At 73.3% G+C, this 12,720-nt stretch carries 7 protein-coding genes; 4 read left to right on the forward strand and 3 right to left on the reverse strand.

Annotated elements, in window-relative coordinates:
* Positions 1-36: 36 nt before the first annotated feature.
* Positions 37-3,399 carry a BTAD domain-containing putative transcriptional regulator gene (locus ABT154_RS02895; protein ID WP_351851955.1) on the forward strand — a complete coding sequence of 1,121 codons (3,363 nt, stop codon included), beginning with the start codon at positions 37-39 and terminating at the stop codon, positions 3,397-3,399.
* Here ABT154_RS02895 and ABT154_RS02900 read toward each other — a convergent pair.
* A complete protein-coding gene (locus tag ABT154_RS02900) occupies positions 3,386-5,470 on the reverse strand; it encodes a sigma-70 family RNA polymerase sigma factor (RefSeq protein WP_351851958.1) in 2,085 nt (694 codons plus the stop codon). The genes ABT154_RS02895 and ABT154_RS02900 overlap by 14 nt on opposite strands.
* A 245-nt stretch (positions 5,471-5,715) precedes the next feature.
* Positions 5,716-6,504 carry a TetR/AcrR family transcriptional regulator gene (locus ABT154_RS02905; protein WP_351851961.1) on the reverse strand — a complete coding sequence of 263 codons (789 nt, stop codon included), beginning with the start codon at positions 6,502-6,504 and terminating at the stop codon, positions 5,716-5,718.
* A 355-nt stretch (positions 6,505-6,859) separates the two neighbouring features.
* On the opposite strand from ABT154_RS02905, the gene ABT154_RS02910 reads away from it, so the two are divergent.
* Both ABT154_RS02910 and ABT154_RS02915 read left to right on the forward strand, forming a co-directional pair.
* Positions 6,860-8,224 carry an NAD(P)/FAD-dependent oxidoreductase gene (locus tag ABT154_RS02910; RefSeq protein ID WP_351851964.1) on the forward strand — a complete coding sequence of 455 codons (1,365 nt, stop codon included), beginning with the start codon at positions 6,860-6,862 and terminating at the stop codon, positions 8,222-8,224.
* A gap of 106 nt (positions 8,225-8,330) precedes the next feature.
* A complete protein-coding gene (locus ABT154_RS02915; protein ID WP_351851966.1) occupies positions 8,331-10,034 on the forward strand; it encodes an ATP-binding SpoIIE family protein phosphatase in 1,704 nt (567 codons plus the stop codon).
* Here the strand turns inward: ABT154_RS02915 and ABT154_RS02920 are convergent.
* Positions 10,031-11,305 (reverse strand): MFS transporter, encoded by a 1,275-nt coding sequence (locus ABT154_RS02920; protein ID WP_351851969.1) that lies wholly within the window; start codon positions 11,303-11,305, stop codon positions 10,031-10,033. The genes ABT154_RS02915 and ABT154_RS02920 overlap by 4 nt on opposite strands.
* A gap of 155 nt (positions 11,306-11,460) precedes the next feature.
* Here ABT154_RS02920 and ABT154_RS02925 point away from each other — a divergent pair, with 155 nt between their 5' ends.
* On the forward strand, positions 11,461-12,027 hold the full coding sequence (locus tag ABT154_RS02925; RefSeq protein ID WP_351851972.1) for a MarR family winged helix-turn-helix transcriptional regulator: 567 nt from the start codon (positions 11,461-11,463) through the stop codon (positions 12,025-12,027).
* Positions 12,028-12,720 lie beyond the last annotated feature (693 nt).

Consider the following 12,720-nt stretch of genomic DNA (forward strand, 5'->3'; position numbering starts at 1 on the left):
GAGGCGCGCGCCCCGACCGCCCGACACAATGGGCCGGTGCGGTATCTCATCCTCGGGACCACCGAGGCCCTTCGTCCCGACGGCTCCCCGATTCGTCTCGGCGGTGCCCGGCTGCGTGCGCTGCTCGCCGCGCTGGCGCTGCGCGGCGGACGGGCCGTCTCCGTCGGTGAGCTGGCCGACGACGTGTACGGGGATGATTTGCCGCAGGACGCCCCCGCCGCCCTCCAGGCCCTGGCCGGCCGCCTCCGCCGGATCCTCGGCAGGGAGGCCGTCGCCTCCACCCCCGGCCCCGGCTACCGGCTCGCCGCCGGTCCCGACGACATCGACCTGTACGTCTTCCAGCGCAAGGCCCGGGACGGCGCCGCCCGCCTCGACTCCGGCGACCCCGACACCGCTGCCGCCCTCCTCCGCGAGGCCCTCGGCCTCTTCCGGGGACCCGCCCTCGCCGACCTGCCCGACCCGGCGGGCGTCCGGCCCGAGGCGCAGCGGCTCGCGGCGCTCCGGCAGCGCGTCGAGGCCGATCTCCGCCGGGGGGTCACCGACGGACTCGTACCGGAACTGACCGAGCTGACCACCACGCACCCGTACGACGAGGCCTTCCGCGCCCACCTCATCCGGGCCCTGCGGGCCGAGGGCCGCCACGCCGACGCCCTCACCGCGTACGAGTCGGCCCGCCGTATCCTCGCGGACGCCCTCGGCACCGACCCGGGCCCCGAACTCATCGCCCTCCACCACGAACTCCTCACGGGCACGGCCCCGGTCCCGCCCGCGCCGCCCCGCGCGCCCGAGGCGGCCCCCTCCGCGCCCCCGCCCGCGCCCCCCACCCCCGAGCCCGGCAACATCCGCCCCCGTCTCACCTCCTTCGTCGGCCGCGAGCCCGAGCTCGCCGCGCTCCGCGCGGACCTGACCGGCTCCCGGCTCGTCACGCTCACCGGCCCCGGCGGCTCCGGCAAGACGCGGCTCGCGGAGGAGGCCGCGCTGCGCGCCGAGGGCCCGGCCGCCTGGATCGCCGAGCTCGCCCCGCTCGACGACCCCGACGCCCTCCCCGGCGCCGTCCTCTCCGCGCTCCGCCTCCGCGAGGTCACCCTGATCACCCGCGACGGCGCACCTCCCCAGGGCGACCCCACCGCCCACCTCGTCGAGCACCTCGCCCGCCGCCCGTTCCTCCTCGTCCTCGACAACTGCGAGCACGTGATCGACGCCGCCGCCGCCCTCGCCGAGACCCTGCTCACCCACTGCCCGCAGCTCCGCGTCCTCGCCACCAGCCGCGAACCCCTCGGCGTCCCCGGCGAGTCGGTCCGCCCCGTCGAACCCCTGCCACCCGACCCCGCGCACCGCCTGTTCGTCGAGCGCGCCCGCGCCGTACGCCCCTCCTTCGACCTCGCCCGGGACGGCGGGGAGGCCGTCGACGAGATCTGCCGCCGCCTCGACGGCCTGCCGCTGGCGATCGAACTGGCCGCTGCCCGGCTGCGCCTGCTCACCCCGCGCCAGATCGCCGACCGCCTCGACGACCGCTTCCGTCTCCTCACCTCCGGCTCCCGTACGGTCCTGCCCCGCCAGCAGACCCTGCGCGCGGTCGTCGACTGGTCCTGGGACCTGCTCGACCCCGACGAGCGCACCCTGCTCCGCCAGGTCTCGGTCTTCGCCGGAGGCTGGGACCTCGCCGCGGCCGAGGCGCTCTCCCCGCGCGCCGCCGAATCCCTCGGCGCCCTCGTCGACAAGTCCCTCGTGGTCGCCACCCCCACCGAGGACGGGGAGATGCGCTTCCGGCTCCTTGAGACGATCCACGAGTACGCGGTCGAGCGCGCCGCCGAGACCCCGGCGACGCTGGCCTCCGCCGAAGCCGTCCACACCGCCCACTTCACGGCCCTCGCGGAGGCCGCGGAGCCGCGGCTCCGTTCCGCGGACCAGCTGCCGTGGATCGACCGGATCGAGCGCGACCTCGACAACATCCGCGCCGCCCTGCACCGCACCCTCGTCACGGACCCCGACGAGCCCGGCGCCCACCGGCTGGTCTTCGCCATGGGCTGGTTCTGGTGGCTGCGCAACTACCGCCCCGAGGGCCTGGCCTGGGCCGAGCGCGCGGTGGCGCTCGGCGAGGACCCGGAGGACTCCGGGGACCCCCGCTACTGGCCGCGGATGCGCCTGCGCATGCTGCAGTTCTTCCTCTCCGTCGAGAGCCACACGATGACCGACTTCCAGCAGCCGGAGACGATCGCGCTCGTGCGGCGCGTACGGGAGGCGTTCGGCACGGACCCGGGCCCCGAGGCCGCCGGCTTCCCCGGCCTGCTGTGGCCGTTCACCTCGTACCTCACCGAGGAGCCGGCCGTGGTCCGGGCACTCCTCGACGTCGCCGTCGCGAACTGCCGGCGGTACGGCGGCGACTGGGAGATCGGCGTCAGCCTGATGTTCCGTACGCACATGGTCGTCGACATGCCCGGCGGCCTGCCCGGCATCGACGAGGACCTGGCCGAACTCCGCGTCCTCGCCCGGCGCGTGGGCGACCGCTGGATGGGCGCGCAGATCGCGAGCGCGGCGGCCGAGGCCCATATGATGCGCGGCCGACGGGAGGAGGCCGGAGCGGCGTACGAGGAGGCCCTCGCCCTGGCCCGCGAGGTCGGCGCGCACGCGGAGTCCCCGTTCCTCGTCGCCCGCCTGGCCGAACTCTCCTTCCGCGCGGGCGACATGGAGGCCGCCGAGAAGGGGATCGACGAGGCCGCATGGGAGGCGGAGCGCTACCACGTACGCGACAGCAGCGTGTACGTCTGCTTCCTGCGCGCCTGCCTCGCCCTGTACCGGGGTGAGACGGCCGAGGCCCGCGCCCAGTTGGAGAAGGCGGGCACCACGGTCGCCACCGGCGCGCCCCCGCCGCACTTCGCGGCGGTGACGGTCGGGCTGATCGCGCGCGTGGAGTCTCAGGAGGGCCGGGGCGCCGAGGCCGTCGCGACGGCCGCGTCCGCGCTGCGCACCGCGCGGGACGCGCAGTGCGCGGACTTCATCACCACGAGCCTGGCGGAGGGCCTCGCGGTCGTCCTGTCGGAGGCGGGCGAACCGGCCCCGGCGGTACGGATCATGGCGGCCGTCGAAGACTGGCCGGGCCGGGTGCCGCGCTCGGTGCCGGGCATCCGGGACGCCGAGGAGGTGGCGTCCCGGGCACTCGCGGAACTCGGCGCACCGGGCGTGGCAGCCGAGCAGGCGGCGGGGAGGGGACTCGGGATCGACGATGTACTGGCCCTGGCGGAGGCGACCGTACCCACGGCGACGGAGACGGCGCCAGCGACACCGAAGCCGACAGCGACGGCGAGTCCGGAGCCCGGGGCTGCCGGGCCGGACCCCGGCGCCGTCACCACGACGGACCCGGCCCCGGCCCCCGGCGGGCACTCCCTCAGGAGCAGCTGATCCGGGACTCCGCCCAGTCGGCGACCGCGGCCCGCCCGAACGGCGTGTGTTCCTCGACCACGAGCCGGATCGTGCTGCGGCCGGAGATGTCGACGTGCACGGGGAGGGGCGGGTCGCCGGGCCGGACCACGGCGGAGCGCCAGAGCCGCTCGTCGTCCCCGTACACGGAGAAGCGGACGCCGCCGACGCCGAGCGGGGCGCTCAGGTCGTCGACGCCGACGACCGCGTCATAGTTCGTGCACTGCCGGTTGAGGTTGATGAGCAGGGACGACGGCGCGTGGACGCTGACCCCGTGCGCGTACGGGGTGTCGCCGATGGAGAGTCCGCTGCGCTGCCACATCCAGCTGCTGTCGGAGAGGTCGACCTCCGGCTTGGTGCCGTCGCCGAAGATCCCGTACTCCAGCTCGTTGACCCGGTAGACGCTCGGCGGCGCGGGCGGCGGCGGTGTCGGCTTCGGCGAGGGCTTCTCGGGAGTCGGCGTGGCGGTCGGCGTGGGGGTCGGCGGCGTCGGCTTCGGCTCGGGCGGAGGCGTCGGCGTGGGGCTGGGCGGCGGTGTCGGCTTGGGCGGGGTCGGCGTCGGCTTCGGGGACGGCTTCTCCGGGCTCGGCGTCGGCGTGGGAGCTGACGGCTCCGACGGCGCGGGCGGGGGCGGCGGTACGGGCTTGGGCGAGGCCTTCGGCGGCGGCGGGGGCTCCGCCGGTGCGACGGGGGCGACGACCGGCTGGGTCGGCCGGGGCGCGGCGACGGGCTGCGGGTCGCCGGCCATGGCCCAGACGAGCCCGGTGGCGGCGGCGACCGCCATGGCCGCCGCGATGCCGGCCTTCGCGGGCACCCCGAGCCCTTCGACGGCGGCGCCGCCCGACGCGGCGCCCCCGGAGGAGCCGGTGGCGGCTGCCGCCGCGCCCGCACCGGCCGCGGCGACGGTCCCACCGGCGACGACACCGGCCGCCTTGAGGGAGTATCCGGCGGCGAACCAGCCGATGACGGCGACCGGCAGCAGCGCGGGGATGCCGGCGTTGACATGGGCCAGCTCACCGGCGGCGAGCCGGCACTTGGCGCATTCGTCCAGGTGCTTGCGCAGGCCGCGCTCGGCCCGCATCCGCAGGCCGCCGCGGGAGTAGGCGCCGAGCCGGTCCGCGTACCGGGCGCAGTCGCCGCCGGCGGTCAGGGACTGGCTGACATGGGCCTGGAGGTAGGCCTGCTTGAGGCCTTCGCGGGCCCGGCTGGCGAGTACGGCCGTGGCGTTGGCGGTGAGGCCGAAGAGCGGGGCGACCTCGCTGGGCGACTCCTCCTCGACCGTGGTGTGCCACAGCACGGCCTGCCAGCGCTCGGGCAGGGAGCGGAAGGCCTGCATGGCGAGCGACTGCTCGGCCTCGTGCATGGCCAGGACGTCGGCGCCGAGGTCGAGACCGGCTCCGAAGGACGGGGTCTGGTCGGAGACCTCGGAGGTGCGGGCGGCGTCCGCGGCGAACACGGCGAAGTCCTCGACGAGGTGTTCCCGCTTCTGGGTCCTGGCCCAGTTCGCGGCGACCCGCCGGACGGTGGTCATCAGATAGGCGCGGACGGCCTGTTCGGGCCCGGCCCCGCCACGGACGGCCTGGAGGGTGCGGGCGAAGACCTCGGCGGTCAGGTCGTCGGCGGTGTGCGCGTCCCGGCAGCAGGTCTTGGCGTACCGGCGTACGGCGTCGGAGTGGCGCCGGAACAGTTCCTCGTACGCGGAGTCGTCGCCGTCCCGCATGAGCTGGACGAGCTCGGAGTCGGAGGGCGGCAGCTCGACGGGCGGCGGAAGCACGGTCTCGGGCTCGTCGCCCTCGGCGTCCACGGGGAAGGCATCGCCCCCGGAAGCGCTCTCGCTCCCGAACGCGGTGTCGGCCCCGAATCCCGCCCCACGTCCGGCGGCCGACCCGCCGGCCTTGCCCTCACGCTGCGGGGGCACGCTGGGATCGGGCGCCTCGGCCTGCCCGGGCGAACCGCCCGGACCGCCCTGGCTCGGCACCTGCCCGGAGGGCAGGCCTCCGGTCTCGGCGCCGCCGCCGCTGCCCAGCGGATCGTTCCGCCCGTCACCGCTCATCGCGGAAGCCCCCGTACGCACGCCCAGACCCGAACACTGGCCAAGCCTGCCACAGAGCGCGGGCACGCCGAAGCGCCGCGTGCACTTACCACTCGTCCGGGGCGACTTCGTGTATCCGGGCGTAACCGCTCGCACGTTCGTGTCATGCTCGCTGGTCCGCCCGGACCACGGGAGCGCGGCCCCGGGCGAAGCCGGGGTCACGGGCCGAAGCCGCGGCCCCGAGCGGAAGCCGGGGCCGCAGATGCCTACCGGGAGCGCAGCCCCTCGAGAAGGATGTCGAGGAGTCGCGTCGAGGCCGCCGCCTGCTGCACCGCGTCCGGCAGCGCCGGAGCGGCGGTGGCGATGACGAGGAGGACGTCCGCCACGGTCACGTCGGCCCGCAGCTCACCCGCCTCACGCGCCCGGTCGACGAGCCGGCCCACGACCTCCAGGAGCTCCGAGGCCCCCGCGTCGTCCCGCTCCTCGGCCGGTACGGCCCGCGGCGCGGCCACGCGCGCGTCGGCCTGCTCGGCGAGACCCCGCTGGGACGGAACCCGCGCGGCGTCGTCCTGGTCCTCACCGAAGGGCGGCACCACGGCGTCGTCCACCCGCACCCGCAGCACCTGCGGCGGCAGGAGACGTCCCGCGCCCGAGGCCACCGAGGTCCGCAGGAACCGGGAGAGCGCCGACCACGGCTCGTCCTCCTGGCCCAGCGCGGCCCGTGCCTGCTCGGTCAGCCGGGAGGTCTCCTCCTCGGCTATCCGGCGCACCAGCACGTCCTTGCTGGGGAAGCGCCGGTAGACGGTGCCGACGCCGACACGGGCGCGGCGCGCCACGTCCTCCATCGGAGCCCCGTAGCCCAGCTCGCCGAACACCTCGCGGGCGGCGCGCAGGACGTGCTCCAGATTGCGCTGGGCGTCCACCCGCAGCGGCGCCGACCGGCTGCCGACCACCGCGCCGTTGCGCGCCTCGGCGCCGCCGGTGCCCGCGTGGAGCCCGTCGTCGACGGTCGCCGTCCCGGCGCCCGACTGCCAGCGTGAATCCTGAATCTGCATAAGCGTTCCCCCGCTCATGATGTCTCCCCCCGGAGACTCCCCGCCCTGAAAACGGGGTTTTCCGGCCGACGAGCGCAGCGGTCCACGCGCTCCCATCCGACACCCCGACGAAGTACGAACATAGTTGAGTCGGAGTCAATTCAGAAGGGGAAGTTCCGTACGGTGCGCCCCCCGATCGGAGCAAGGACCGGATCACTCCCGATTCCGACCCCCCACCCGGACCACCGCACCCTCTGTGACCTGCGAGGTTGTGTCCGCACCCGGTTCATGCGCCACCCCACGCCTCCGTACCTCTCCGGTCACACAATTTGCCGAGCCTGTGGACAAACAACGGACGGCGGTGCGTCATGGGACAGTGACCGAACCTGCGCGCATTCTCGTGGTCGGCGGTGGCTACGTCGGCATGTACACCGCGCTGCGCCTCCAGCGGCAGCTCAGGGCCGAGCTCAGAGCCGCCGCCGTCGAGATCGTCGTGGTCACCCCCGAGCCGTACATGACGTACCAGCCGTTCCTGCCCGAGGCAGCGGCCGGCTCGATCTCCCCGCGCCATGTCGTGGTGCCGCTCCGCCGGGTCCTGGACCGCTGCCGCATCGTCATCGGCGAGGTCCTGTCCATCGACCACGCCAAGCGGACCGCGACCCTCACCACCCTCGCGAGCGCCGAGGAGGGCACCGGCACCGTCGACCTCGCGTACGACGAGCTGGTCCTCGCGCCCGGCTCGGTCTCCCGCACCCTCCCGGTCCCCGGCCTCCTCGACCACGGCATCGGGTTCAAGACCGTCGAGGAGGCCATCGGGCTGCGCAACCACGTCATCGAACAGATGGACATCGCCTCCTCGACCCGGGACCCCGCGCTCCGCGACGCCGCCCTCACCTTCGTCTTCGTCGGCGGGGGGTACGCGGGGGTGGAGGCGCTCGCCGAGCTGGAGGACATGGCCCGCAACACGGCGCGGTACCACCACAACGTCAAGCCCGAGGACCTGCGATGGATCCTCGTCGAGGCCTCGGACCGCATCCTTCCCGAGGTGGGCGAGGAGATGGGCCGGTACGCCGTGCGCGAGCTGCGCGGCCGCAACATCGACGTACGCCTGGAGACCCGCCTCGAATCCTGCGAGGACCGGGTCGCCGTCCTCAGCGACGGCACCCGCCTGCCCACCCGTACCGTCGTGTGGACCGCCGGTGTCAGGCCCGCCCCCGTCCTCGCCGCGACCGACCTCCCGCTGAACGAGCGCGGCCGGCTCCGCTGCACCGCCCGGCTCTCCGTCGAGGGCGTCGAGCACGCCTGGGCGGCGGGCGACGCCGCCGCCGTCCCCGACGTGACCTCGGACGAGCCCGGCAAGGAATGCGCCCCCAACGCCCAGCACGCCGTCCGCCAGGCCAAGGTCCTCGCCGAGAACGTCGCCGCCTCGCTGAGCGGCCGCCCGGTCAAGGAGTACGCGCACGCGTACGCCGGCTCCGTCGCCTCCCTCGGCCTGCACAAGGGCGTCGCCCACGTCTACGGACGGAAACTCAAGGGATACCCGGCCTGGCTCATGCACCGCGTCTATCACCTCAGCCGGGTGCCCACCTTCAACCGCAAGGCCCGGGTGCTCGCCGAATGGACCCTGTCCGGCCTGTTCAAACGGGAGATCGTCTCCCTCGGCTCGCTGGAACACCCCCGCGCCGAATTCGAACTCGCCGCATCACCACCACCCGACCCCGGCGACAAGCCGTCGTCCTGACATCACTGTCAGTGCACTCGTCCACACTGGACGTGTGACCATAGGTGGGCTCACACCTGCACAGCGTGACTCTGCACGGCACCGACACCACGAGGCATAGAGATCCGTGAACTTCACCCGTTGGAGCGCCCGGCTCCCCGGCACACAGCGCCGCGCGGCGCGGGCGACCGAAGGCTCCGTGCCCGCCGCCCGCGGTGAGTACGCGCGGCAGCTGGGGCGACTCATCAGCGACGCCGCCGACGCGTCCGGGACCGGCGGGGCCGCCGAGCCGGGCGAGGCCGCCGACCCCGAAGGGGCCGTCGGCGTCCCCGCCCTGGAGGACTTCTCCGTACGGGAGCTGCTCGGCCGCCTCCCCGGCCTGGTCGCCCTGGTGTACGGCCGGGAGCACCGCATCGCGTACGTGAACGACGCCTACGCCGCGGCCTTCGGCCCGCGTCCCGCGGGCGCCGTCGTCGCCGACACCTGCCCCGAGGCGGAGGAGCTCGGCCTGCTGCCCCTCATGGACCAGGTGCTGCGCAGCGGCAAGCCCCGCACGGTGAAGTCCCGCCGCACCCAGGAAGGCGGCTCGTACACGGTCACCTGCCTGCCCGTGGACAGCCCCCACCTCGACGGCGGCGGGGTCCTCGTCCACGCCGCCGACGTCACCGACCACGCCGAGGCCGCCGAGCGCCTGCGGACCAGCGAGCGCCGCCACCGCGAGACCGCGGTCACCCTCCAGCGCTCCCTGCTCCCGCAGGAACTCGAACAGCCCGACGACCTCCGGATCGCCGCCACCTACCAGCCCGGCGGCACCGACGCGGCCGTCGGCGGCGACTGGTACGACGTGATCACCCTCGGCGCCGGACGCACCGCGCTCGTCATCGGGGACGTGATGGGCCGGGGGGTGCGCGCCGCCGCCGTCATGGGCCAGCTCCGCACCGCCGTCCGGGCCTACGCGCGCCTGGACCTGCCCCCGCACGAGGTGCTCCAGCTCCTCGACGGCCTGGCCGCCGAGATCGACGCCAGCCAGATCGCCACCTGTGTGTACGCGATCCACGACCCCAACGAGGGAAAGCTGGTCTACGCCTCCGCCGGCCACCTCCCGATCCTCGTACGGGACGAGGACGGCAGCGTCCGCCGCGCCGAGGACCCGACCGGCCCGCCGCTCGGCACCGGTGGCTGGCTGCACACCTCGGGCTCGATCGCCCTGCCGCCCGGCTCGACCGCCGTCCTCTACACCGACGGCCTGGTGGAGCGGCGCCGCGAGGACATCGACGAGGGCGTCGCCGCGCTCGCCCGCGCCCTCTCGGGCGCCAGCGGCACCCCGCAGGTGGTCTGCGACCGGCTGCTCCGCTCCCTGGGCGTCACCGCCGAGCACGACGACGACGTGGCCGTCCTGGTGGTCCAGCACCCCTCCCGCGAGGGAGCGGACGCGGAGCTCTTCCACAACGCAGCTCTGGAACTCCTCGGCGGGGTCGAGGCCGCGCCACGCGCGCGTGCCTTCGCCTCCGGGGTCCTGTCGTCCTGGCGCTTCCCCGTGGAACTGCGTGACCTGGGCGTCCTCGCCACCAGCGAGCTGGTGGCGAACTCGCTCCAGCACGGCACCCCGCCGATGCGGCTGCGCCTGCGCCGCACCGACCGCCGCCTGATCATCGAGGTGACGGACGGCGACGACCATCTGCCGCGCCGCCGCAGGGCGGAAACGGAGGACGAGGCGGGTCGCGGGATCTCGATCATCGCGACGATCGCCTCGTCCTGGGGGAGCCGCCGCACACCGGGCGGCGGCAAAGCGGTCTGGTGCGAGTTCGCCCTGCCGGACCAGCCGGTCTAGGCGGACGCGGTCTCGCTCTCGCGGACCGGCTCGTGCCGGGCGACCACCTTCGATGCCTTGAGGGCCAGCGAGGGCTGGTTCTGCTCCGGGGTCAGCTGCTTGCCGAGCCGCACGGCGAGGAACGTGATGCCGAGCGAGAAGAGCACGAAGGTCACGATGTACGGACCGTGCAGCGCGGCCCCCATGGGCCCGCCCACGGCCGGACCGACGGCCAGTGCCAGCTGCTTGACCAGTGCGAACGCCGAGTTGTACTGCCCGACCATCGCCTCCGGCGCCAGATCGGCCACCAGCGGCGCGACGGTCGGCGACAGCATCGCCTCACCGAGCCCGAAGAGGGCGTACGTGGAGACGAAGGCCGCCGTCGCCATGGCCTGGCTGCCGTGCCCGAGACCCGCGTACCCGGCGATCAGCCAGGCCACGGTCCAGATCAGACCGACGGCCGCGATCACCCGGCTCCGCTTCCGGCGCTCGACGAACTTCAGCACCAGGAACTGGGCGGCGACGATCACCGCGGTGTTGGCGGCGAGCGCGATACCGAGCGTCGACGGCTGGATACCGGCGGCCTCGGTGCCGTAAGCGGCGAGACCCGACTCGAACTGTCCGTAACAGGCGAAGAAGAGGACGAAGCCGAGGACGCAGAGCTGCACCATCGCCTTGTGCTGGAGCAGCGCGCGGACGCCGCCGCCCTTGCCGCCCTCGGCGGGACGGGCGCCCTGGAGCGCGGGGGACCCGGGCATCCGCACGGTCCCGACGATCGCCGCCAGGACCAGGAACATCGCCGCCTCGATCGAGAACAGCAGGATGAAGCTGCCCGGCCGGCTCGTGTCGACCAGCAGACCGCCGATCAGACCACCGACACCGAGACCCAGGTTCTGCAGGAAGAACTGCATGGCGAACGCCCGGGTGCGGCCGACGGGCGTCGAGCACCAGACGATCATCGTGGCGAGGGCCGGCTGGAGCACGGCCGTACCGGCACCGAGCAGCGCCGCCGCACCCACGGCCGCGGGCACGCTGGACGCGAAGCCCATCGCGACCGCGCCGACGGCGGCGACCACCGAGGCCACCAGCAGCACCGGCACGGGCCCGCGCCGGTCGATGGTCCGCCCGCTGAAGGGCAGCACCACGAGGGCGGCCATGGCGAAGACGGCCAGGACGATGCCCGCCGTCGCGGCGCCCAGATCCCGCACCTGCGCCACGTACACATAGAGGTACGGCACGGTGAAGCCGAGTCCGAACGCGCTCAGCGCGCTGCCTGCCTGGATACGGCGCATCGCTGCGCCCCTCGCCTTGGTCACACTCACCCACTTCGGTCGCAGGTTCAGAGGTGTACCCCTGAACCTTGAAGACTTCAACACTAAAGTTCGACCCTTAACAGTACACACCGAAGGACTTCAATGCCAACGGGGCCCGTGGGATACTCGCCTGCATGTCCGACAACCCCGAGCGGTCCGGCCCGCAGGCCCTCCAGGAGCCGAGCCTCGACGAGCAGATCGCCGCCTACCAGCGCGAGTTCCGCGACCTCGACCCCCAGGTGGAGAAGGTCGTCTCCGCCCTCGGCCGGCTGAACCGGCGGATGAACGTGGCGTACGGACGCCAGCTCGTCGACCTCGGCATCAGTAATGCGGAGTGGGAGGTCCTCAAGACCCTGGTCCTGGCTGGCGAGCCCTATCGGCTCGGCCCCGGCGAGCTGGCCAAGCGACTGGGCCTCACCCCGGCCGCGATGACCCACCGCATCGACCGGATGGCGGGCGAAGGCCTGGTCACCCGCGACCGCGACGAGAACAACCGCGTCCGCGTGATCGTCGAGCTGACCGACGAGGGCCGCTCGAAGTGGCTGGAGGCCATGCGCATGGCCACGGCCTTCGAGGAGGACCTGCTCCAGGACCTCACCGGCGAGGAGAAGGCCGTCCTCGGCGAAGTCCTCATCCGCCTCCTCCGCCGAGTGGAGCTGACGCAGCCGGACGCCGGCGGCCGGCTGACCGACCTGGACTGAGCCCTCGGGCCCTCACCGGCAGGGGGTTGACACACCCCTGCCGGATGCGTAGTGTTCTCCGAGTTGTCACAGAGCCGGAACGGTTCTTCGGCAACCACTCCGCCGCTGATAGCGGCACCTCTACTCCGTACGATCTCCCCACCGGGACGAATTTCGGCATGCCGAAATTCATTTCGAATGGCTCGATTATGAGTCGCCGGGGAAATCCGCTAGAGTTTGAGACGTCGGAACGGCCCAACAGCCGGAAAGACAAACCCCGCTGACTGGGAATCAGACGCCGAAAGGATCTGATAGAGTCGGAACCGCCGGAAGGGCCCGGAGCGAAAGCGAAAGGGACCGGAAAGCACCGAGGAAATCGGATCGGAAAGATCTGATAGAGTCGGAAACGCAAGACCGAAGGGAAGCCCGGAGGAAAGCCCGAGAGGGTGAGTACAAAGGAAGCGTCCGTTCCTTGAGAACTCAACAGCGTGCCAAAAATCAACGCCAGATTAGTTGATACCCCGTCCATCTTCGGATGGCAGGGTTCCTTTGAAAGTCCTGCCGGCCCTCGTGGTCAGCAGGCAACATACACAGCGAGGACGCTGTGGACAGTCGGCCTTATTCCGGCCTGACTGTCCCGCTCAACGCGAGTGTGACCCGATTACGGGTAAACATTCACGGAGAGTTTGATCCTGGCTCAGGACGAACGCTGGC

The sequence above is a fragment of the Streptomyces sp. NPDC001728 genome, assembly GCF_040297565.1.
Taxonomy (GTDB): domain Bacteria; phylum Actinomycetota; class Actinomycetes; order Streptomycetales; family Streptomycetaceae; genus Streptomyces.

Excerpts from the sequence above, each read along its gene's own strand:
- ABT154_RS02925 (WP_351851972.1), top strand. The coding sequence starts at position 11,461 with ATGTCCGACAACCCCGAGCGGTCCGGCCCGCAGGCCCTCCAGGAGCCG.
- ABT154_RS02905 (WP_351851961.1), bottom strand. The coding sequence starts at position 6,504 with ATGCAGATTCAGGATTCACGCTGGCAGTCGGGCGCCGGGACGGCGACC.
- ABT154_RS02920 (WP_351851969.1), bottom strand. The coding sequence starts at position 11,305 with ATGCGCCGTATCCAGGCAGGCAGCGCGCTGAGCGCGTTCGGACTCGGC.
- ABT154_RS02900 (WP_351851958.1), bottom strand. The coding sequence starts at position 5,470 with ATGAGCGGTGACGGGCGGAACGATCCGCTGGGCAGCGGCGGCGGCGCC.